This is a genomic window from Actinoalloteichus fjordicus (genome assembly GCF_001941625.1).
GTDB classification, from domain to species: domain Bacteria; phylum Actinomycetota; class Actinomycetes; order Mycobacteriales; family Pseudonocardiaceae; genus Actinoalloteichus_A; species Actinoalloteichus_A fjordicus.
In genome coordinates this window covers 4,273,627-4,295,093 of the sequence record NZ_CP016076.1, presented here as the reverse complement: position 1 = coordinate 4,295,093, position 21,467 = coordinate 4,273,627, and the positions used below count along the sequence as shown (strand labels likewise).

Below are 21,467 nucleotides of genomic sequence, written 5' to 3'. Positions count from 1 at the left end.
CGGCGGAATCGGTCGAGCAGGCGGGCCGGCGAAGACCGGGCGGACAACCCGCCCGCGCAGAACGAGAACGAGACGGAGTAGCCGACGCGGGCACCGATTCCGGCAGGCCGCAGACCTTTGTGACGAAGGGACCGGGGGACCGCCCACGAACTCGACGAATTCGCACGACGGCACGGAACCGCAAGGTCCGCCGAGTCGATGAACGGCTCATACCGAGTCGTTCTCGGTCGGATGTCCCAGCACGGCAGGGGATCGGCCGGTTCCGGCTCGACCGCCGCACGGCGCGCGACGAACCCCGGCCCCGGCCGTCGCCCTGCGGCCTCGACGACGCGGTCTCGGGCCTGCGGCGGCACCGGCCGCCCGCGCATCCAGGCGTGAGCCCCTCCGACGCCGGATGCGCGCCCGTCCGCCCCGACTGCGCAATCCCCGCCGCACCGCGACACAGGAAGGCCCGGCGTCATGACGCATCCGAAGTCGACTCCTCCACCCGGCGTCGAGCCGCCGCTCGTCGAGGCCGTCGCCGTGCACCGCCGCTACGGCTCCACCGTCGCCCTCGACGACGTCGGTCTCCGTGTGGTCGCAGGCCGATCGCACGCCCTGGTGGGTCGCAACGGAGCCGGGAAGTCCACCCTGGTCCGACTGCTCACCGGGCTGGAACGGCCCGATACGGGCGAGGTCCGTCTCGGCGGGCGCCCCGCCCCGCCGCCCGCCGACCGCGACGCGTGGCGGAGGGCCGTGGCCTGCGTCTACCAGCGACCGACCGTGGTGCCGGGCCTGACCGTCGCCGAGAACCTGTTCCTCAACCGGCAGCCGACGGGTCGGCTCGGGCTGGTGGACTGGCGACGACTGCGCCGCGCGGCACGGGAGCTGCTCGACGAATGGAACGTCGAGGTCGACGTGGACCGGCAGGTGCGGGAGCTGTCGATCGAGGACCGGCAGCTGGTCGAGATCGCCAGGGCCCTCTCCTTCGGTGCCCGGTTCATCGTGCTGGACGAGCCGACCGCGCAGCTCGACAGCGCCGAGATCGAGCAGCTCTTCACTAGGATGCGGCGCCTCCAGGAGGGCGGCGTCACCTTCCTGTTCATCTCGCACCACCTGCGCGAGGTCTACGAGGTGTGTCAGGACGTCACCGTCCTGCGCGACGCCCGCCACGTGCTTACCGCACCGGTCGATCAGCTGGGTCGGGCCGACCTGGTCGCGGCGATGACCGGGGAGGCGGCGGAGCTGGGCACCGGCCTGACCGCGCCGAGGGGCGGGACGGAGGAGCCGGAGGTCCTGCGCCTGACCGGCTTCCACGGTGATCGCTTCGCCGGAGTCGACCTCGTCGTGCGCGCGGGCGAGGTCGTCGGCCTGGCGGGCAGCAGCGCCAGCGGGAAGGTCGAGCTGGCCGAGTCGCTCGCGGGTCTGCGCGTCGCCGAGGGCTACCTGCGGCTGGGCGGTCGAATCTGTCCCACCGGCGACGTTCCCGCCGCGCTGGCGGCAGGCGTCGGCTGCGTGCCCCGCGACCGCCACGAACAGGGCCTGGTCCCCGAGCTGTCGGTGGCGGAGAACGCCACCATGACCGTCACCGGCCGACTCGGCCGGGCCGGGTTCGTCTCGTCGCGCTCCCGCGCCGCCGTCGCCGCGCGGTCGACCGAGGAGCTGGACGTGCATGCCGACGGCCTCGATCAGCCGGTGGCGTCGCTCTCCGGCGGCAATCAGCAGAAGGTGGTCACCGCCCGCGCACTAGCCACCGATCCCCGCCTGCTGGTGTTGATCAACCCCACCGCAGGCGTGGACGTGAAGTCCAAGGAGTCGCTGCTCGACGCACTCGACCGGGTGCGCGCCGAGGGGACGGCCGTGGTCCTCGTCTCCGACGAACTCGACGACCTCCGGCGCTGTGATCGCGTCCTGGTCCTGCTCCGAGGCGTGATCGTCGCGGAGCATCCGGCGGGCTGGCGAGACGCGGACCTGGTGTCCTCGATCGAAGGGATCTCGACGTGACCGACACCGTGGAGTCGACCGGCGCCCGGCCGCAGGCAGTCCGGCGCGGGCCGTTGGCAGGCAGGCTGCGGGAACTGGCCCTGCTACCCGCGATCGTCGCCCTGCTCGTCGCGGGCGCCTTCGTCCACCCCAACTTCCTGTCCTACGCCAACCTGATCAGCATCCTCGGCGCCTCGGCCGCCCTGGCGATGCTGGTGCTCGCCGAGTCGCTGGTGTTGATCTCCGGGAAGTTCGACCTCTCCGTGGAGTCCACCGCAGGCCTGGCACCCGCGCTGGGCGCGCTCCTAGTGCTGCCGGTCGCCTCATCGGGACTCGGTGCCGAGCTGCCCGCCGCCGTCGGCCTGCTCGCCGCCGTCGTCGCGGGGGCGCTGGTCGGGCTGCTCAACGCCGTGTTGATCGTCCGCTTCCAGCTCAACGCCTTCATCGTGACGCTGGCGATGCTCATCGTGCTGCGCGGCCTGCACGTCGGCCTCACCGAGGGCCAGACCCTCTTCGACATGCCGGAGGTTTTCTTCGCCGTCGCGACCACGACCTTCCTCGGCATTCCGATGTCGGTGTGGCTGGCCGCCGCCGCGTTCGCGGTGGCCGGGCTGCTGCTGCGCCGACACCGCCTCGGCCGCGCGCTGTACGCCATCGGCGGCAACCGGGAGGCGGCCAGGACGGCGGGCATCCGCGTCGACCGGGTGCTGCTGGGCGTGTATGTCATCGCGGGCGCCTTAGCCGCCGTGGGCGGCCTGATCCTGACCGGCTATGTCGGCGCGATCAGCGCCAACCAGGGGGAGAACCTCGTCTTCACCGTGTTCGCGGCGGCGGTGATCGGCGGCATCAGCCTGGACGGCGGGCGGGGGACGATGCTCGGCGCGCTGACCGGCGTGCTGCTGCTGGGGGTCGTGAACAACCTGCTGACTCTCGCCCAGGTGTCCTCGTTCTGGATTCAGGCCATCCAGGGCGGACTGATCCTCCTCGCGCTGATGGTCGCCCGACTCGCCAGCGGCCGAGGGCAGACCTGAGCTGGCCTCGGCTACCGGGACCCCAGGGCGGTGAGCTGACATCAGACCAGACCCGGCAGGCCGCCCGCAGGACGAGCTGACATCGAGAGCACTTCGTGGTTAAGGAGAGTCAGATGAGACGGAGCTTCCGTTCGACGCCACGCGGTTCGATCCCGACCGGCCCGACCACAACCCGTTCCCGCCGCGCGGGCTGGGGCGTGCTGGGCCTGTCGACGCTGCTGATCATCGGCCTGGCGTCGCCCGCCATGACACTGGACCGTCCATCCTCGACGGAGGTCGCCGACGGAATGACCCTCTGGTATGACGAACCCGCCGAGTCCTGGGAGTCCGAGTCACTGCCCATCGGCAACGGAGCCCTCGGTGCCGCCGTCTTCGGCGGCGTGGCAGGCGAGCGCCTCCAGTTCAATGAGAAGAGCCTGTGGACCGGCGGGCCCGGCTCGGTCCAGGGCTACGACCACGGCGACTGGGTCGAGCCGCGTCCCGGCGCGATCGAGGAGGTTCAGGCGGAACTCGACGCCGAGCTGCGGGCCACGCCGGAGTCGGTCGCCGACCGCCTGGGCCTGCCCAAACGCGGCTTCGGTGCCTATCAGACCTTCGGCGATGTCCTGTTGGACTTCCCCGACGCACCGGCCGAACCCACCGACTATCGACGCGAACTCGACCTGACCGAGGCCGTCGCGCGGGTCTCCTATCGCGACGGCGAGGTCCGTCACGAGCGCGAATACCTCGCCAGCCACCCGCACGGCGTCATCGCGGGCCGACTGGGCGCGGACCGGCCGGGCTCGGTGTCGTTCATCCTGCGCACGGAGTCGCCGCACGCGGGCCACACCGTCTCCGTCGCCGACGGCCGACTGACCCTGCGGGGCGCCCTGCCCGACAACGGACTGCGCTACGAGACGCAGATCCAGGTGCTCGCCGACGGAGGCAGCATCACCTCCGGCGGCGACTCGATCACCGTCAGCGGCGCCGACACGGTGACCCTGCTGCTGGCGGCCGGCACCGACTACGCCGACTCCTACCCGGATTACCGGGGCGTCGACCCGCACGGCCGGGTCGCCGAGACGCTCGATCAGGCCGTGACGGCGGGATTCTCGACCGTGCGCGCCGACCACGTCGCCGACCACACCGCCCTGTTCGACCGCGTGCGGCTGGACATCGGCCAGCAGCCGCCGACGAAGACCACCGACGCCCTGCTCGCCGACTACACGGGCGGTGCGTCCACCGACGACCGGGCGTTGGAGGCGTTGTTCTTCGCCTACGGGCGCTACCTGCTCATCGCCTCCTCGCGGGACGGCTCGCTGCCCGCGAACCTTCAGGGCGTCTGGAACGACTCCACCGCGCCGCCGTGGAGTTCGGACTATCACGTCAACATCAACCTGCAGATGAACTACTGGCCCGCGATGACCACCAACCTGGCCGAGACCACCGGCCCCTACGACGAGTTCGTCGATGCCTTGCGCGCACCCGGCAGGCGCACCGCCGAGACGATGCACGGCGCGGCCGGGTGGCTGGTCAATAACGAGACCAACCCCTTCGGCTTCACCGGGGTCCATGACTGGGCGACGTCATTCTGGTTCCCGGAGGCCGCAGGCTGGCTGACCCAGCAGCTCTACGACCAGTACCTGTTCACCCGCGACGAGGCCTACCTGCGCGACGTCGTGTATCCGGTGATGCGGGAGGCGAGCGAGTTCTGGCTGGACACCCTGCACACCGACCCTCGGGACGGTTCGCTGGTGGTCTCGCCGAGCTACTCCCCCGAACAGGGCGACTTCTCCGCAGGCGCGGCGATGTCTCAGCAGATCGTGACGCACCTGCTCACCACCACCCTGGCCGCCGCGGAACAGCTCGGCGAGGACGAGGAGTTCCGCGCCAGGCTCGGTGCCGCGCTCGCCGAGCTGGACCCCGGCATCCGGATCGGGTCGTGGGGACAGCTTCAGGAGTGGAAGGAGGACTGGGACGACCCCGGCAACGACCACCGGCACGTCTCGCACCTGTTCGCCCTGCATCCCGGCGCGGCGATCGAGCCGGGCACACCGGAGGCGGTGGCCGCCGAGGTCTCGTTGACCGCACGCGGCGACGGCGGCACCGGCTGGAGCAAGGCCTGGAAGATTAACTTCTGGGCGCGGCTGTGGGACGGCGACCACGCCCACACGATGCTGGCCGAACAGCTCATGCACTCGACGCTGCCGAACCTCTGGGACACCCACCCGCCGTTCCAGATCGACGGCAACTTCGGCGCCACAGCCGGGGTTGCCGAGATGCTGGTGCAGAGCCACCTGGACGTCGTCGAGCTGCTGCCCGCCCTGCCGTCGGCCTGGGACACCGGCTCGGTGGCCGGACTCCGGGCCCGAGGCGACGTAACGGTGGACGTCGAGTGGGCGGCGGGCGTGCCGACCAGGGCGGAGCTGCACACGGGCCGGGACGGTCCGCTGCGTATCGCCGTCGGACGCTTCGCGGCCGGCGCGGACGCCGTGGCGGTCACCGACTCCGCAGGCGCCGCCGTCGAGGCCGACCGGGACGGCGCGACGCTGCTGATCGAGGCGACGGCGGGGGAGACGTACACGGTGACGGGCTGACCGTTGCGGCTCCGCGCCTCGCGGGGAGAGGACGGTGCGCCGGGAGCCGGGCTGTCGAGTGGGGACGGCTACTGACCCTCTGGCCGTAGCGGGTCAGGACCCGCCCCGCAGCGGGGTCGACGCGTGCGCTGGGATGTCCTGGGTCTGCTGCGCGGGACCATCCCCGCGTGCGCGGGGCCGACACCTGCTGACCTGGGTTTCTCCTGCGTCGGGACCCGATTCTCTACTACGTGATGTACGTGATGTACGTGATGCGGGCCATATTCGACGGGCTGTCCGGCGCGGCGCTGTCGGCCGCACGGACACGGGACTGACCCGCTCGCCGAACTCGGAATCGGGCCTGCGTCGGCGGTTCGGTCCGGTCCGGACGCACCGGGCCTTCCGCGACGGCCCGGTCGCCGGGGCGACGGCATCCGAAGTCGACGGTGTGCCGCCGACCCGGACGCCCGCCGCCCCCACCGCTCAGGCGGTGAGCCCCAGCCAGTCCGCGTAGTGCGACAGCTCGGGGTGCGACCTGCGATACAGGCTGATCAGCACCGAGGTGGTCTCCCGCACCATCGGATGCAACCTCGTCTGCTGGGGTGCGATGTGCTTCGCGTGCTGGAGCGCGTTGAGACAGCTGTGTCGGTCGCCGAGGATCAGGTGCGCCCGCGCCAGGTCGAGATGGTGATGTCCCCGGCGGGTCCTGGGCATCGTGCGTGGCGGCGCCCAGCCCGTCGCGGCGGTGAGCGCCGCCGCGCCGTCGCCCAGTTCGACGTGCGCGGCCACCTCGTGGGTGGTGATGTTCGCCGGGCCGAAGGTCAGCCCATAGTGGACGTGGTCGGTGTTCAGATCCCTGGCCAGGTCACGCGCGGCGGCCAGGTGCGATCGTGCCGTGTCCGCGTCGCCCGCCCGCGAGGCGAGGGTGACCGAGCGCAGATGCAGGCTCCCGTAGACGGTGATGGCCGCCTCGTCGGGCGCCCGCAGCGTGTCGTCGAGCTCGGCGCGGGCGGCGTCCATCAGGCGAAGCCCGTGGGCGTAGTCGCCCGCCGACTGGAAGCTCTGCACTCGTGCCCAGTGCGCGAGTCCGCCCGCCAGCGGATCGCTCGCCCGGTGGGCGGCGTGGGCGAGATGGTGTTCGACGGACTCGGCGAGGTCGGCGTAGCCGAGGCGGTGCAGCAGGGTGTGCGTGGCGTGATAGACGGTGACCAGCAGCCCGAAGACGTGGTGTGCGTTGGTGGTTCCCGCCAGCTGGCTCGCGGCGGTCAGCTCCTCCACCAGTGAGGGCAGCCGCGCGGCTAGCGCGCCGTACTGGGCGTTGCGTCGCATCCGGGCGATCGACTCGACGTCGGCGGTCAGCGCGGCCAGCGGGCGCGGCGTGACGTCGCCGGGCAGGTCGTAGTGCCGCAGTACCGTGCGTAACGCCTCCACGGCGCGGTGGGTCTGTTCGTCACGGTGATTGTCGGCATAGGGCTGGCCGGTGAGTCGCTCGACCGGAATCTTCAACGCCCGCGACACGGCGGCGAGCAGAGCGTGTGTCGCGACCCGATCGCCGCATTCGACCTTGCCGAGAAGACTGAGTGAGACGGCGGCCTGCCTGGCAAGCCGGGGTTGGGTGAGGTTGGCGGCCAGTCGTGCGCGACGAATGGCGGCGCCGACATGGGATGCGTCCTCGACCATGACTTCGTCTCTTCTCTTCTGGTCGCGCCCCCGTACCGGGGACTCGTGGCGTGGCAGGCCCGTGCGGTTGACTTCACAGCGTAGGCGGTTGTGCATGGACTGTGAATGTTCGCGAGCCCACCAGGATGGACACTCTGAGTGTCCGCACGAGCACTGTGCGTGTCAATCAAGGGGGAGTCCATGACCCGTCTCATCGACCGAGATTCGCTCGTCCAGAGTGGATCCGCCGTCGTCCTCGGTGTGCGTGCGCCATGACCTCGGGTGTGCCGCAGACTCGTGACTGCGTCCGGCTTCGCCGGGAGCGCGCCGTCGTTCCCGTGGCGGTGGCCCCGCCGGACGACACCGACGGCGGAGCCCCGGCGCCGATCCCGTCCCAACGCCCGGCGCCGAACCCCTCGACGCTTCCTGCGTCGCCGCCCGCCGAGGAGCCCGGACCGGCGGAGCCCCCGGCGCCGCGCCGTCCGTCGGCCGCATCGGGGCCTGCCGCCTCGGCCGCAGCCGCCGGGTCGAGTGACCCGGCCCGGCCCGCCTGCGCCGCTCGCCGGTCACGGTCGAGAACGAGGCCTCGGCGCCGCTGAGGCGCCCGGCCTCGATCCCGCACCGCCGAGCCCTTCGCCCTGCGGGCGCTCGGCCGCCCCTGGAAGCCACCACGCCGACGGCAGGCCCGACGGGACGTCTCCTTCTCTCCCGCCACATCGCCGCCACCGGCCGAGGAAACTCATCGGAGCGTGCACATGATCACCACCGTCGACAGTTACCGCCTGCGCCACCGGCTGGCCGATTCGCTGCGATCGGGCGGCTACCTCCAGAGCCGCCGCTGGCTGGAGGCGTTCCGCACGGTGCCGCGCGAGGCATTCGTCGACCGATTCATCGTCAGCAGTCCCACCGGGGAGCAGACCCTCTTCGATCTCACCGTCGACCGGCCGCTCGCGCTGGAGGCCGTCTACCGCGACACCAACCTGCTGACCCAGCGCGATGCGGGCGGCACCGCCACCAGCTCCTCCACCACGCCCAGCCTGATGGCCTTGATGCTGGAGCGGCTGGACGTCCGAGAAGGACACTCGGTGCTGGAGATCGGCACCGGAACCGGTTACAACACCGCCCTGCTCTGCCATGTTCTCGGCGACCACACGGTGACCAGCATCGACATTGATCCCGGACTGGTGGTGCGGGCTCGCGACGCGCTCGACGGGCTCGGCCAGCACCCGCACCTGATCATCGGCGACGGCACACAGGGCGTCGTCGAATACGCGCCGTACGACCGGCTGATCGCCACCTGCGGCGTGGCCAGGGTGCCCGTGTCCTGGCTGCGCCAGGTCGTGCCGGGCGGGGTGATCCTGGTGAACCTCGGCTACGCCCTGGCGCGGCTCACGGTCGACGACGAGGGGCGGGCGCTCGGCCCGTTCACCGACTACGCCGCGTTCATGCGGCTGCGGCCGCATCCGGCCTATCGGACGCCGACCGGCCGCGAGATCGTCGAGATGACCACAGAGGACGGTGCGCAGAGTGCCGTCCGCACCGACGGATTCCCCGACTTCCTCGGCGCCCGACCGTTGGAGTGCCTGCGGGCGCTGGTCCATCCCGACGTGCACAAGGTGATCCGGCACGACGGGGGCGGGGAGGCGCATGTGCTCGGCGATCCCGCGACCGGTTCCTGGGCCCGTGCGAGGTTCATCGGCTCCTCCCGGGCCGCCGTCGTGCACGGCGGCATCCGGGACCTCTGGGACGACTACATGCGGATCGCCCGGCTCTGGAATGAGCACGGCAGGCCGGAGCCCGCCAGGTACGGGCTCACCATCACACCCGACGGCACGCACACGTTGTGGTTGGACTGTCCGGAGCAGCCGGTGCTGGTGCTGGACTGAGCGGACGGGACGGGTGGTGGGGCGTCGCGGGCATTGACGGCGGCACCCGAGGTGTCTCGCGGCGGTGCGTCGTCGGTTGTCGTCGCTTGTCGTCGGTTCGTTCTCGGGCGACTGGACGAGAACGACCGGTTGACCCGGCGCGGCGGCCGTGGTGATCAGCATCGTTCGCCGGCTCTTCGAGGGGCAGAGCCGGAGCGACTGCTGCGGTGCGCAAGGCCCGCACCGTCGAGGCGACCATCGGCCGGGCCGGTCCTGGGCAGCGCGCGGTGCCGAGCCGCGTGCTGCCGAGTCCGGCGGTGCCGAATCGTGCGGCGCCGAGGCCGGGTGAGGTGAGTCCTGGGGAAGCCGAGTCGTGCCGCGAGCAGCCCTCAGGACTCGACGAACTTCAGCACGCAGAGCATGTCCTGCTCGGTCACCTCGGCCGATCGTGGTTCGACGCAGGCCGCCAGCGCCGCGCGGACGGCCTCGGCGTCGATCCCCGAGCCGATCAGCACCAGCCGGGTGGTGCGGTCCTCGCCTGCCGACCATCGGGAGCGTCGGAAGCGCAGGAACGCGCCGACGGTGTGCAGGCCGAACTTCTGCCGGTAGCCGGTGACCCCGAAGTAGACGAAGCCCTTCATCCGGTACAGCCCCGGCGGCCGGTCGTCGAGGAAGGCCATCAGCCGTCGGGGGTGCAGCGGCGTGTCGGAGGTGAAGGAGACGGTCTCGTAGGCGTGGTGCAGATGGGCGGTGTCCGCGCAGCCGTCGTCGTGTTGCCCGCCTTCGCGTCGTCCCGAGTCGGGCCCGGCCTCGCAAGCACCGGAGCGCCCGGCGTCGCCGTCCTCGAAGGTGAGCTGATCGAAGGAGAGCTGGCCAAACCGCTCGGTGGGGCGAGGCCGATCCGGCGGCTCGAAGAGGAGTTCTGGATCGACCCGGCCGTGGGAGGTCGTGATCACGGGCGTGCCGGGGCTCGACGCCCGCACCGTCGCGAGCAGCGCGGGCCGCGCCTCGACGGGCATTCGGTCGGCCTTGTTCACCACGATGAGATCGGCCAACGACAGTCTGGTGCCCAGCTCGGGATGCCGAGACCGCGTGCTCTCGAACTCGGCGGCGTCGACCACCTCGACGAGCCCGCCGTACTCGACGCGCGGGTTCTCGCTGGCCAGCACGAGTCTGATCATGTCGCGCGGCTCGGCCAGCCCGCTCGCCTCGATCACGATGACGTCGATCCCGGCCGAGGGCCGGGCCAGCCGGTCGAGCAGCTCGTCCATCGTGCTGGTGTCCACCGCGCAGCAGAGACAACCGTTGCCGAGCGAGATCATCGAGTCGACCTGGCCCGCCACTGTCATCGCGTCGATCTCGATACTGCCGAAGTCGTTGACCACGACGCCGATCCGCACCCCGGCCCGATTGGTCAACAGATGGTTCAGCAGCGTCGTCTTCCCCGCGCCGAGGAACCCCGCGACGATGACGACGGGGATACGCGCCCCTGCTCTGCCTGCCACAGCCCGCCTCTCCTGCTCCCGAGTCGCGCACTCCGGTCGGTGCGTCGGATGCTCACGAGATCATCCCGCGCGGCGCGGTCGGGACACGGGTCGCCGCTGATCGCTCGACCGTGGGCCCCGGCGGCGTGCTGTCGCAGCATGACGCGGGCCCAGAGCGGTCACGCACCGTGTCCGGGCGGGCGGGTCGCCCGGCAGGCGATCCCCGAACCTCCGGGCGACCGCACGCCACGTCGGCCCTGTTCCGACACCACCGTGCTTCGCCCACAAGCGTCTGTCCCGCCGATCCGAGCGTGCTCACGACTGCCCCGCGCCGAGAACCCATGGATGATGAAGGTCGACGGTTCACCTTTCACCTCGTCGGTGGGCGGCGCTCGGCGTGTCGATGCCGGTCCGTCGCCGTTGGCGGAGGACGGGTGCGCGGTACCGGGACACGATCGGGTGCCCATCGCACCGGAAGGCCGCATCGGATCTCGATCCGGTGGGGATCGGCGACGCGAGCGGGAAGGATGTCGATGTCTCAGGTCACGGGGACGCGCCGCAGTCAGGACGAGGATCGGGGGCGAGGAGCCGACGCGCTGCGGACGGCCCCGCCGCCTCGGATCGCGTCGGCCGCCACGGCCCTGCCCGAGCACGTCTACCGCCAGGAGGAGATCCTGGCGGCCTTCGTCGACGAGTTCCTCCCGGTCGGGAGCCCGAGGCGCCGGGCTGCGGAGCGGATCTCCGACAACGCCGGGGTGGACACCCGGCACTTCGCGGTTCCACTCGAACAACTGCGCGCACTCGCGAGCTTCACCGAGGCCAACGAGGCCTATCTGACGGCCGCGCTCGAACTCGGCGAGCGGGCCGTCCGCCGGGCGCTGGCGGAGGCGGGGATCAGCCCGGACGAGGTCGACCTCGTGGTGTCCACGACGGTGACGGGGCTCGCCGTCCCCTCGCTGGAGGCTCGGCTGGCCCGGCGGCTGGGCCTCCGCGAGGACGTGAAACGGATTCCGATGTTCGGCCTCGGCTGCGTCGCGGGCGCGGCGGGCATCGCGCGGGTGGCCGACTACCTGCGGGCCTGGCCGGATCAGGTGGCCGTGCTGCTCGCCGTGGAGCTGTGCTCGCTGACCCTGCAGCGCGACGACGTCTCCGTTGCCAACGTCGTCGGCAGCAGCCTGTTCGGCGACGGCGCGGCCGCCGTCGTGCTCCTCGGGGGGAATCGTCGAGGCGCTGCCGGGTTCGACGACCGTCCCGAGGCCGGGCCCGCAGCCACGGGCCGCACCCGATCGGGGGTGACCGCATCGGGGGTGATGCGGGCGGCGCCCGGCGAGGACGTGGGGAACACGTCCGGGTCCGGCGTGCCGGGTGGCATTCGGATGAGCGGCAGCGGCAGCCGACCGGGGAGCGCCGAGCGGGACGGCGCCGAGGCGGGGCACGCAGCCCTACCGGGCACTGCCGGGCCTGCCGTGTCCAACGCGGCGCCCGCAGAGGCGGCCGACGGCGGCGGGTCCGACGTCGGCGCCGCGCGTCTCGTCCCGCAGCGACGATCCGTCGAAGGCCTTCGTCCCGCCGACGGCGTCGGTGCGCTGCCCGAGATCATCGCGACCCGCAGCAGGCTCTACCCCGACACCGAGGACGTCATGGGCTGGGACATCGGCGCCAGCGGCTTCCGTCTGGTGCTCTCCGCCGACGTCCCGACCATCGCGCGCGAGTTCCTCAGCAAGGACGTCGTCGGCTTCCTCGCCGATCACGGCCTGGTCGCCGAGGACGTCGGGACGTGGATCTGCCATCCGGGCGGGCCGAAGGTCATCGACGCCGTCACCGATTCGCTCGCACTGCCCGCCACCGCGCTGGCGCACACCCGGGAGTCGCTGTCGGCCCTGGGCAACCTCTCCTCGGCCTCGGTCCTCGACGTGCTGCGAAGAACCCTCGCCCAACCCCGCCCGCCCGCCGGGACACCGGGCCTGCTGCTCGCGATGGGCCCCGGCTTCTGCGCGGAACTCGTGCTGCTGCGCTGGTGAACGCCGAACCGCCGGGGCAGGCTGGCCGGGCAGAGAAGCCCGACGCCGTCCGTTGGTGGTCCGGCCCATCTCGGCCGCGTGCCGGAGACCTGCTTCGCCGGGGCGCCGACGGGCGGGCGGGGCGTTCCGGCTTGCGAAGGCTCTTGACCTTGCCGGAGTGAGTTGGTCGAAGTCCTCTGCCTCCTGGTGCGGCCCACCCCGACGAACTGCCCACCATCCCGGCTGACATCGGGCCATCCCCGCTTGCGCGGGGCTTACGCAACTCTGCTGTCGGAGATCAGCCTCGGCGGTGGACCACCCCCGCTTGCGCGGGGCTTACGCACGGTTGCACGACAGCTGCGCGTCCTTGCCCGGACCACCCCCGCTTGCGCGGGGCTTACACCCGGACCTGCGACGACCGCTCCGCGATGGTCGGACCACCCCCGCCTGCGCGGGGCTTGCCCTTCGCCACCTGCGGCGCAGCTCGGGCGTTATTCATCTGTGATGCTCCATGGTAGGCGGACTCGCGACCTGACTTCTGTGCAGGGAACGCACCGATCGATTCGTCCTCTGTGGACAACACTGCGGTCACGTTCCGCTCGACCCTGCGCCTACGGCCCGCCACCTCGCTCACGCCAGTGCGTTGACGACGGCGCCGAACACCGAGGGCAGGCGCTCGGCGGCCGGGACGATCCGGCCTGCGGTGAGCGGGTTCGCCCTGGCCAGCACCAGACACTCCGTCAGCAGCCGGTGGCGTCGGGTCGCGCGCAGCCAGGCGCGTTCGTACTCCTGCGGCCGATCCCGGCGCAGGCTGTCCACCAGTGCCGCCGCGCCCGCCATGGCCAAGGTGATGCCCTCACCGGTCAGCGCGTCCACATAGCCTGCCGCGTCGCCGACGAACAGCACCCGGCCGCCGCCCGCGACCCGCCGTCGCATCCGTTGTCGCAGCGGTCCCGCGCCGCGCACGGCGGTGACGGCCGACGCCGCCGGGAATCGTGCGAGCAGCGCGGGATACTCGGCCAGCTGCTCACCGAACGGCGCTCGGCGGCTGGTCAGCAGGGCGACTCCGGTGAGTTCGGGCCCGAGCGGAGTCAGATAGGCCTCGCCAAACGGTCCATAGTGGACCTCGACGGCCGAGGAGGGCGGGGCGACGGCATAGTGCCTGCGCAGTCCGAATCGGGCCGGGCGGGTGTCCTCGGTCCGGAGGCCGAGCGCGCGGGCCGTCGGCGAGTGCAGCCCGTCGGCGGCTGCCAGCCAGCGGCCGCGCAGGTCCGGGCCGAGCGCGGTCACCCCCGTCGCGTCCACCCGCACCTCGTCGACTCGGGTGGGCAGGATCGGCACGCCCGCGTCCAGCACCGCCTGATGCAAGGCCGCGTGGAGCACGGTCCGCCGCACCCCGAGACCGGGGCCCGCGCGGAAGGCCGCCCGCACCTGCCGATCGCCCTGGATGTAGCTGATGCCGTCGATCCGATGGCCGGGCACCGGCACGCCCAGCGCGGTCAGCGCCCGCACCGCACCGGGCAGCAGCCCCTCGCCGCAGGCCTTGTCCGTCGGGGCCGCGCGCGGCTCGATCACCACCGGCCGCAGGCCTGCCCGCACGGCGTACAGGGCGGTGGCCAGTCCGGCGGGCCCGCCGCCCGCGATCAGCAGATCGTGGTCGAGACTCATGCGGTCGCGAGCTGCGCCAGCGCCCTGTCCTCACAGCGGATGCGGACCGTGAGCAGCGCGGCGTTGGCCACGGTGAAGGTCAGCGCCGTCAACCAGGCCGAGTGCACCAGCGGCAGCGCGATGATCTCCACGACCACCGCGACGTAGTTGGGATGCCGAAGGAAGCGGTACGGGCCGCTGCGGACGGGCTCGGCGCCGGGCACGACCAGGACGCGGGTGTTCCAGGCGTCGCCGAGCGAGACGATGCACCACCAGCGCAGGGCCTGGGCCAGCACCACCAGCGCGAGCATCGGGACGCCCAGGGCGGGGATGAACGGCCGGTCGAGCAGGACGGCCTCGGCCAGGCACGCGACGAGCAGCCCGGTGTGCAGGACGACCATCACCGGATAGTGGCCTCGACCCGACTCCACCGCGCCCCGTGCCAGACTTCGTCGACCGTTGCGCTGTGCCACGACGAGTTCGGCGAGCCGTTCCAGCGCGACGGCCAGGACGAGCAGGATGTACCACAGCATTCGGACTACCCGTCGTCGATGGTCAGGGGTCGATCTCTCGAGGATCTTCCTCCGAAGATAACGGGCATCGGCCGGAACCCGCCTGCCGTCGGCGTGCCGATCTCGCCGGTCTCCTCGGCTGGGCCGGGTCGGATCTGGCCGCCAGCTCGGCGAAACTCGCTGCCCGGTCGGCGTGGGACCGCCCGGGCCGAGGCGTTTCGCGTGTATCACTGGGCTGGTGGACCTGCGACCTCGTTCCGCCCCGTCGACGTCCCCGGCCTCTCCGACGTCTCCGGCCTCCCCGATGTCCCCGATCTCTCGGCCGTCTCCGGCCGCCCGCCTCGGCGCGTTGCTCGGCAGTGCGCATCCCGAGCCCGCCGTGGCGGTGACCCTGTTCACCACGGTGCTGGCCGTGGCGACCGGTCGGGGAGCGGGTGGGTCGGCGTTGGTCGCCGCGTCGGTGTTGGCCGGACAGCTCTCGATCGGCTGGTCCAACGACGCGCTGGACGCCCGGCGGGACGTGCTCACCGGTCGTCGCGACAAGCCGGTGGCCGCCGGGGCGCTCTCGCCGCGCGTCGTCGGAGTGGCCGCGGCGATGGCCCTGCTGGTGTGCGTCCCGCTGTCGCTGGCCAACGGACTCCTTGCTGGCTCGGTGCACCTGCTCGGCATGGTGGCGGCGGGCTGGGCCTACAACCTCGGTCTCAAGCGCACCGTCGCCTCCCCGTTGACCTACGCCGTGGGCTTCGGGACGCTGCCCGCGTTCGTGACGCTCGGGCTGCCCGGCGCGCCCTGGCCCGCGTGGTGGGCGGTCGTCACGGCCGCCCTGCTCGGCGTGGGCGCCCATCTGGTCAACGCACTGCCCGACATCGAGGGCGATCTGGCGACAGGGGTGCGGGGATTCCCACAGCGCATCGGGCGGGCCGCCTGTCGGACCTTGACGCCGCTGGTGATGCTCGCCGCGGTGGGCGTGCTGCTGGTGGGGACGCCGGGGCGGATCGATCTGCCCAGTCTGATCGTCGCCGGGGTGGCGGTGGCGGTGGCGATCGCCGGGACGGCGGTGCCCGCTGCGCCGGACAGCCGACGACCCTTCCGGGCCGCCGTGCTGACGGCCGCCCTGGCGATCGTGCTGTTCCTCTTCAACGGGTCGGCCGTCGTGTGAGGGCCGGTCCGTCGAGTGCGGGCCGCCGGTCGGCGCCTGCGGCTCGGGCTGTGACTCCCGGTCATGGCGACAACCCACGGGTGAACTCGGGCCGCTCCACGGCCGCCGCAGCGTCCCGGCGCCCCTGCCTTGACTCCGCCCCGCCGCCGCTCACTCGGCCGCGCGACGGCGGCGTCGGGCGATGATCCCGGCGCCGATGCCCAGCACCCAGATCGCGGCGAACGCGATGATCGTCGCCCATGGCACCCCGCCGGCCCCGGTGGCGTCCTGGGCGGTCTGCTCGGTGCCGTCCGCCGCGACGGACGGGTCCTGACCCGCCGACCCGTCGAGCGCGGGCGCCTCGGTGTCGCTCTCGGTCTGCTCGTCGCCGTCCTGCTCGGTGGGATCGGCCGGGTTCTCGGGATCGGTGGCGGCCCCGTCCGTGGGCGCCGTACCGCCCTCGGCGGGCTGCGCAGGCTGATGCGGCCGGTCGGCCGAACCGCCGGGCGCGGGATCCCCCGGCGCGGCGGGCGGGGCCGGATCGCCGGGATTCGGTGCGTCGCCTGGTCCGCTCGGAGCGAACCGTGCCCTGGCCGCCGAACCCGTCATCCCCGGTGGATCGCCCGCGCCGAAGGACCAGCCCTCGACGCGGTCGGCCTCGGGATAGGACGCCATCGCGCCCCGTGTGCTGTACGACCAGCTGCCGCCGCCCTCGTCGATCCAGTACGACCAGTAGGCGTCCCCGGAGGGCGTGTCGTCGCACGGTTCCTGATCGGGGCCGGGCCGATCGTCGATGCGGCAGACGAACCCGGCACCGTCGTGCGCGGTGCCCGCGAGTCGGAAGCCTGCCTCCTGCAACGCCGCGTATCCCGTCTCGGGCGTGCCGGGGACGCAGCGGGACACGGTGCCCCCGAGCGAACCGAAGTCCACGACCACCACGACGCCGGTCTCCGCCGTGCAGGCCTGCGCGGCGGCCGGGGCGGGCGTCGGGGCGGCCAGGGTGACGGCGGCGGCGAACAGCGCCGTGCCCAGCAGACGCGTCAGTCTCATCGCGGCACTCCGCCCCGTCGACGTGGCCTGCTGATCAGCAGGTAGCTGATCGCCGCCAGCAGCAGCGCCACGCCCGCCGAGGACGCCAGCCCGACGGGACTGCGCAGGAAGTCGCCGACCAATGCCAACGAGGTCGCAGGCGCGGCCGTCTGCTCGGCCGGCCTGTCCACCGCCCGAGGCTCCTGGGCGACCGCCAAGGGAGGATCGACCCGAGGGGTCTGATCGACGGCGTCGGGATTCTCGCCCGCCTCGCCCTGCGCGCCGTCGAGACCGGGACTGCCCGGATCACCGCCGAGCCCCGACTGGCCGGGATACCCCGGCTCGCCAGGTAACCCGGGCTGCCCGGGAAGCCCCGGTTGTCCCGGCTGACCGGGAAGGCCGGGCTGACCGGGCTGACCCGGTTGTCCCGGCTCGCCGGGACTGCCGTCGGGCGGCTCGGGCGGCGGCGTGGTCGTCGGCGGCTCGGGCGGCTCGACGGGTGGTGTCGCCGACAGCCCGAGCAGCGCCTGCGCGGTCGCCCGCCGCAGCCGGTCCTGGTTGCCCGCGCGGCTCCAGTACAGCGGCCCGTCGGTCTGGACGTCCAGGTAGTCGCGCGCCGAGTAGGAGACCGCGCCGGTCATGGCGCCGGGGTCGACACCGGCACGGAGCTGGATCGAGGTCAGCCAGCCGCCCGCGCGTCCGGCGGGCCCCGTCTGGTCCGCGACGGTGAGCGCGAGGGCGGCGAGACCGGTGCTGTTGGCGTTGCGGGTCTGCTCGATCAGCTCCGGCGTGGAGGAGTCGAAGCCGAAGGCGCCGTCGTGGTACTGCCGGTCGAGCAGCCAGCGCACGCCCCGATCCAGGGCGCCCGCGTTACCGCCGACCTCGGCCAGCGCCCAGACGGCCATCGCCGTGTTGTCGACGCTGACCAGCGCGTCGTCGCTGCCCGCGCAGGTCGAGCCGACGTTCTCGGGCGGGGGGTTCGCGCGGAAGCCGCCGCTGGGGCACTGTTGCCGCACCAGGTAGTCGATGCTCGCTCGCTGATCGATCGGCGTGCCGGTGTGCCGGGCGTGCTCGTCCATGGCGATCAACGCCAGCGCCTGGGAGAAGGTGTTCGACAGGTCTCGTCGCGGGTCGTAATCACCCGCGTTCAGGTTGCGGTACCGACCGTCGACGTCGAGCGTCGCGGTGAGCCGGTCCACCAGGTCGATCGGGACACCGTTGGAGTCGACGCCCCAGTCCGCCGGGTCGACCCCGGCCCGCAGGGCGACCATCAGTCGTTTCGCGAGAACACCGGAGTTGGCGAGGTTGCCGTTGTAGAACATCTCGCGCAGCGCGCGGACGCCGAGATCGAAGGTCGTCCCGGTGCGGCCCGCCGCATGCAGGCCGAGCAGCGCATCCGCCTGCAGGCCCGCGTCGGGGGAACCAGGGGTGGCGCTGGGATAGACGTAGTCGAGTCGGACGAACTCCCGTTCCAGGAACTCGGCCGCCGTGCCCGCCTCGGCCGACGCGGCGATGATCGCCGGGTCTGCCGAGGCGGCAGAGGGAACGACCGTCGAGGCGAGGAGCAGCGCTCCCGCCGTCAGGCCGAGGAGAGGCTTGAGCATCAGCTGGTCGGCGTCCAGTTCGGGTCGAGTGCCTCGTCCAGCGTCAGGCTCATCTCGTTCGGGTCGGCCACGGTGCCCGCCCCGAAGGAGAAGCCGAGGACGTCGCCCAACGGCGGGTCGTAGGTGTCCACGCCCTCATCCGCATAACCCCACGCGTCGCCGGCCACGTCGGGCACCCAGAACGCCCAGTACGGCGCGTTGGGCAGGAAACCGTCGCACGCGTCGGCGGTGGCCGAGGGCAGGCCGTCGATCCGGCACAGGTACTGGTAGGGGCCGGTCTCGCCCTGTCCGATGCCGTGCTCCGGCGCGACGTCCACATCGGTCAGCGCGGCGAACGCGGTCGCCGGGTCGCCGTCGGTGCACCGCCGGACGACGTCGCCGCCCGCGTGTCCGGTGAAGTCGACGACCACCGTGACGCCGGTCGTCCCGGTGCAGGGACCGTCGGTCCAGGCGACGGTGACCGAGTCGTCGGCGGTGGGCGCGGCGGCCGGGACGGCCGCGACGGCCGTGCCGCCGAACAGAAGCAGAGAACCTGCGAAGAGGCCGGTTAAGAGACGACGCCGGACGGAGAGGCTCAAGGACATGGCCTGTGAGTTCCCTTCGGTTCGGGCAGACCGCAGTCCGGAGCCGCGCAGGCTCCGAAGCTCCGCGCTGCACACCACGACAGAGGAGCCGAGCAGTACCGCACGACGGGCATTCCGACTGACACCCGAGGAACACGGGTGCTCACGGCTGCGGGACAGTGCCGGACTCACACCGGCTTCCCCCATCGAACGGCAGGACGCATTCGTCTCTTGTGGAGAGACGACCTCTCGACGGTAGCTCATCGGGCAGCGTGGAGGAAGACGCCTTCTTCACCACAGGTTCACATCGGGTGGCGGCGGGCGGGGCGCGCGAGGGGGCGTGTCCTGCGGGCTGCGGTGCACGGGACCCCGGCGCATGCGCCAGGGCGGAGCCCCGAACACGGCGGCAGGGCACCCGCGGGCCTGTCTGCCTCGGCGTCTTCCTTCGCCGACGCGGCTCGGCAGTGTGGCTGTCAGCGACTCGCGCCTTCCGTGCCGACGGCGGCTCGCCGAGATGGACTTCGGTTGCGGCGGGCCGCCGTGGCTCTGTGGCGGCTCGCCGCCGTTGGCCCTCTGTCGGCTTGCCGCCGTGCCCAGCCGGGGCCCGGACCGATCCGCCCGCGACATCCGGTCCGCCCGCGGCCCCGGCCCGCGTCACCCTCGGAGCGCCCCGGCCCGCATGGCCGTCACGTGGTGACGGTGATCGCCATGCCGGGGCACACCGCCGCCGCCTCCCGGACCGGGCCGTGCTGGCCCTCGGGAGGATCGGCGTCGAGCAGCAGGACGATGCCGTCGTCCTCCCGTTGATCGAACACCGCCGGGGCGAGCAGCACACACTGGCCCGCTCCACAGCACTTCTGGGTGTCCACGTCCACGTGCATCGGGTGGCTCCTCTCATCGGGGACGGCCCGCTAAGGCCGATGGAAGTCCGCGCAGCCTGGTCGGCATCGCGGTCGAGGTGCCCCGGGTGGGGCGTCCGGCGGACACGTCCAACGCGTGCCCGCCGACCGCCGACCGCCGCGCGCCGACGGCGAGGCCTGCTCGCCCCAGCCGGCGGGCACCGCAGATCGCCTGCGGCACGGCCGATCGGACGCTGGTCGGCCCGGCCCGGCGGGCGCCGGATGAGGGCCGCATCACGCCGGAATGATCAGCGCAGCACGGATCTCGGGCGTCCGGTCACCACCGGACCGGCAGTCGATCGAGCCCGCCGACGAGCAGCCCCTGCCGGAGAGGCAGCTCCTCGACACCGACGGCGAGTTCCAGTCCCGGCAGCCTGCGCACCAGCACGCTCAGCACGGCCTGGAGTTCGGTGCGGGCCAAAGCCTGCCCGAGACACGAGTGCGGGCCGATCCCGAAGGCGAGATGCGGATTCGGCGCCCGTCGCAGGTCCATGGCGTCGGCGTCGGCGAAGGCCTGCTCGTCGCGATTGGCCGAGGCGAGACTGGTGACGACCGTGGTTCCCCTGGTCACGGTCCGGCCGCCCACCTCGATGTCCTCGGTGAGGTAGCGGGGCAGGCCGAAGCCTGCGTTGGCGTCGAAGCGCAGCGCCTCCTCGGCGGCCGTGCGCACCAACGAGGGGTCGGCGACCAGCGCCGTCCACCGCTCGCGCTCGCCGAGCAGCAGCACCACCATCTTCGAGATCATGTTCGCGGTGGTCTCGTGTCCCGCGACCAGCAGGCCCTGCCCGGTGAGCATGAGCAGCTCCTCCGGCAGCCTGCCGTCTGCGGAGTCCGCGACGGCGATCAGCTCGCTCAGCAGGTCCTCGCCGGGATCGGCCCGGCGGGTCGCGATGTGGGCCGCGAAGTACTCGCCGAACTCCTGCTGTGCGGCGTCGATCTCCGCCTGCTCGTACCGATCGAGGCTGAGCATGGTGTCCGACCAGTAGGAGAAGCGGTCCCGGTCGGAGTCCGGCACGCCCAACAGGTCGCAGATCACCCACACCGGCAACGGGAAGGCGAAGGAGGAGACGAGGTCGGCGGGCGCGCCCCGCTCGCACATCTCGTCGAGGAGCCGATCGGCCATCGCCTCGATGGCGGGCCGCATCTGGGACATCCGCTTGGCGGTGAACGCCTTGCCGACCAGCCTGCGCCACTGCTGGTGCGCGTCCGTGGAGGAGTCGATCTGACTCTCGGACGCGAAGATCCCGCCGGATTCGTTGGCCGTGACCCGAGCGGCGTCGTCGGCGCTGAGCGAGCGGGTGAACCGGGGGTCGGCGAGGACCTGCTTCACGTCCTCATAGCGCGTGAGCAGCAGCGCCTCGTCGCCGCTGGCCAGCCGGACGGCGGCGACCGGACACTCCTGCCGGAGGCGTGCCCACTCCGGCGGCGGCTCGTTGGGCGTGGGCAGGGCGAAGGGGTAGTCGAGCGGCTGTCGGTCCTCGGTGGTCACTGAGTTCCTCCTGGGACGGCGACGGCGCCG

Annotated in this window: 15 protein-coding genes and 1 riboswitch; of the genes, 6 read left to right on the top strand and 9 right to left on the bottom strand. The window is 72.4% G+C overall.

The features are described from left to right. The first annotated feature begins 459 nt into the window (after nucleotides 1–459). The 3 genes from UA74_RS18290 (at nucleotide 460) to UA74_RS18280 (ending at nucleotide 5,569) form a co-directional block, all read left to right on the top strand. Nucleotides 460–1,983 (top strand): sugar ABC transporter ATP-binding protein, encoded by a 1,524-nt coding sequence (locus UA74_RS18290; RefSeq protein WP_075741358.1) that lies wholly within the window; start codon nucleotides 460–462, stop codon nucleotides 1,981–1,983. Beyond that, nucleotides 1,980–2,993 carry an ABC transporter permease gene (locus tag UA74_RS18285; protein ID WP_083683318.1) on the top strand — a complete coding sequence of 338 codons (1,014 nt, stop codon included), beginning with the start codon at nucleotides 1,980–1,982 and terminating at the stop codon, nucleotides 2,991–2,993. Before UA74_RS18290 ends, UA74_RS18285 begins: the two co-directional genes overlap by 4 nt. A 113-nt stretch (nucleotides 2,994–3,106) precedes the next feature. Further along, nucleotides 3,107–5,569, top strand: a complete 2,463-nt coding sequence (locus tag UA74_RS18280; protein ID WP_232237317.1) for a glycoside hydrolase family 95 protein — start codon at nucleotides 3,107–3,109, stop codon at nucleotides 5,567–5,569. Nucleotides 5,570–6,031: 462 nt separating this feature from the next. On the opposite strand, the gene UA74_RS18275 is transcribed toward UA74_RS18280, so the two are convergent. Beyond that, entirely contained in the window at nucleotides 6,032–7,228 is a 1,197-nt protein-coding gene (locus tag UA74_RS18275) for a helix-turn-helix domain-containing protein (RefSeq protein WP_075741357.1), read from the bottom strand. A gap of 734 nt (nucleotides 7,229–7,962) precedes the next feature. Here UA74_RS18275 and UA74_RS18270 point away from each other — a divergent pair. Next, nucleotides 7,963–9,093 (top strand): methyltransferase domain-containing protein, encoded by a 1,131-nt coding sequence (locus tag UA74_RS18270; protein ID WP_075741356.1) that lies wholly within the window; start codon nucleotides 7,963–7,965, stop codon nucleotides 9,091–9,093. Between the two features lie 368 nt (nucleotides 9,094–9,461). Here the strand turns inward: UA74_RS18270 and UA74_RS18260 are convergent, their stop codons facing one another. Next, nucleotides 9,462–10,577 carry a CobW family GTP-binding protein gene (locus UA74_RS18260; RefSeq protein ID WP_075741354.1) on the bottom strand — a complete coding sequence of 372 codons (1,116 nt, stop codon included), beginning with the start codon at nucleotides 10,575–10,577 and terminating at the stop codon, nucleotides 9,462–9,464. A 512-nt stretch (nucleotides 10,578–11,089) separates the two neighbouring features. Here UA74_RS18260 and UA74_RS33705 point away from each other — a divergent pair. Beyond that, nucleotides 11,090–12,577 (top strand): type III polyketide synthase, encoded by a 1,488-nt coding sequence (locus UA74_RS33705; protein WP_232237316.1) that lies wholly within the window; start codon nucleotides 11,090–11,092, stop codon nucleotides 12,575–12,577. Between the two features lie 609 nt (nucleotides 12,578–13,186). On the opposite strand, the gene UA74_RS18250 is transcribed toward UA74_RS33705, so the two are convergent. After that, complete coding sequence (locus UA74_RS18250) at nucleotides 13,187–14,224, bottom strand: NAD(P)/FAD-dependent oxidoreductase (RefSeq protein ID WP_075741352.1); 1,038 nt, start codon at nucleotides 14,222–14,224, stop codon at nucleotides 13,187–13,189. Beyond that, nucleotides 14,221–14,736, bottom strand: a complete 516-nt coding sequence (locus tag UA74_RS18245; protein WP_075741351.1) for an isoprenylcysteine carboxyl methyltransferase family protein — start codon at nucleotides 14,734–14,736, stop codon at nucleotides 14,221–14,223. Before UA74_RS18245 ends, UA74_RS18250 begins: the two co-directional genes overlap by 4 nt. Before the next feature lie 283 nt (nucleotides 14,737–15,019). Here UA74_RS18245 and UA74_RS18240 point away from each other — a divergent pair, with 283 nt between their 5' ends. After that, nucleotides 15,020–15,874: a UbiA family prenyltransferase gene (locus tag UA74_RS18240; RefSeq protein ID WP_075741350.1), complete on the top strand. Its 855-nt coding sequence runs from the start codon at nucleotides 15,020–15,022 to the stop codon at nucleotides 15,872–15,874. A gap of 150 nt (nucleotides 15,875–16,024) precedes the next feature. Here the strand turns inward: UA74_RS18240 and UA74_RS18235 are convergent, their stop codons facing one another. From UA74_RS18235 to UA74_RS18220, 5 genes are all read right to left on the bottom strand, one after another. After that, nucleotides 16,025–16,903, bottom strand: coding sequence for a hypothetical protein (locus UA74_RS18235; RefSeq protein ID WP_075741349.1), 879 nt, complete (start codon nucleotides 16,901–16,903; stop codon nucleotides 16,025–16,027). Beyond that, entirely contained in the window at nucleotides 16,900–18,486 is a 1,587-nt protein-coding gene (locus tag UA74_RS32090; protein WP_075741348.1) for a prenyltransferase/squalene oxidase repeat-containing protein, read from the bottom strand. The genes UA74_RS18235 and UA74_RS32090 overlap by 4 nt, the downstream gene beginning before the upstream one ends. Beyond that, nucleotides 18,486–19,070: a hypothetical protein gene (locus tag UA74_RS32085; RefSeq protein ID WP_157434283.1), complete on the bottom strand. Its 585-nt coding sequence runs from the start codon at nucleotides 19,068–19,070 to the stop codon at nucleotides 18,486–18,488. The genes UA74_RS32090 and UA74_RS32085 overlap by 1 nt, the downstream gene beginning before the upstream one ends. Before the next feature lie 87 nt (nucleotides 19,071–19,157). Further along, nucleotides 19,158–19,314: riboswitch (cobalamin riboswitch) on the bottom strand. Nucleotides 19,315–19,735: 421 nt separating this feature from the next. Further along, nucleotides 19,736–19,930, bottom strand: a complete 195-nt coding sequence (locus tag UA74_RS18225; RefSeq protein ID WP_075741347.1) for a ferredoxin — start codon at nucleotides 19,928–19,930, stop codon at nucleotides 19,736–19,738. A 295-nt stretch (nucleotides 19,931–20,225) separates the two neighbouring features. After that, complete coding sequence (locus UA74_RS18220; protein ID WP_075764996.1) at nucleotides 20,226–21,437, bottom strand: cytochrome P450; 1,212 nt, start codon at nucleotides 21,435–21,437, stop codon at nucleotides 20,226–20,228. Nucleotides 21,438–21,467: the final 30 nt, after the last annotated feature.

Excerpts from the sequence above, each read along its gene's own strand:
- UA74_RS18240 (WP_075741350.1), top strand. The coding sequence starts at position 15,020 with ATGTCCCCGATCTCTCGGCCGTCTCCGGCCGCCCGCCTCGGCGCGTTG.
- UA74_RS18270 (WP_075741356.1), top strand. The coding sequence starts at position 7,963 with ATGATCACCACCGTCGACAGTTACCGCCTGCGCCACCGGCTGGCCGAT.
- UA74_RS18250 (WP_075741352.1), bottom strand. The coding sequence starts at position 14,224 with ATGAGTCTCGACCACGATCTGCTGATCGCGGGCGGCGGGCCCGCCGGA.
- UA74_RS18280 (WP_232237317.1), top strand. The coding sequence starts at position 3,107 with ATGAGACGGAGCTTCCGTTCGACGCCACGCGGTTCGATCCCGACCGGC.
- UA74_RS18235 (WP_075741349.1), bottom strand. The coding sequence starts at position 16,903 with ATGAGACTGACGCGTCTGCTGGGCACGGCGCTGTTCGCCGCCGCCGTC.
- UA74_RS18275 (WP_075741357.1), bottom strand. The coding sequence starts at position 7,228 with ATGGTCGAGGACGCATCCCATGTCGGCGCCGCCATTCGTCGCGCACGA.
- UA74_RS18290 (WP_075741358.1), top strand. The coding sequence starts at position 460 with ATGACGCATCCGAAGTCGACTCCTCCACCCGGCGTCGAGCCGCCGCTC.
- UA74_RS33705 (WP_232237316.1), top strand. The coding sequence starts at position 11,090 with ATGTCTCAGGTCACGGGGACGCGCCGCAGTCAGGACGAGGATCGGGGG.
- UA74_RS32085 (WP_157434283.1), bottom strand. The coding sequence starts at position 19,070 with ATGTCCTTGAGCCTCTCCGTCCGGCGTCGTCTCTTAACCGGCCTCTTC.
- UA74_RS18245 (WP_075741351.1), bottom strand. The coding sequence starts at position 14,736 with ATGCTGTGGTACATCCTGCTCGTCCTGGCCGTCGCGCTGGAACGGCTC.
- UA74_RS18225 (WP_075741347.1), bottom strand. The coding sequence starts at position 19,930 with ATGCACGTGGACGTGGACACCCAGAAGTGCTGTGGAGCGGGCCAGTGT.
- UA74_RS32090 (WP_075741348.1), bottom strand. The coding sequence starts at position 18,486 with ATGCTCAAGCCTCTCCTCGGCCTGACGGCGGGAGCGCTGCTCCTCGCC.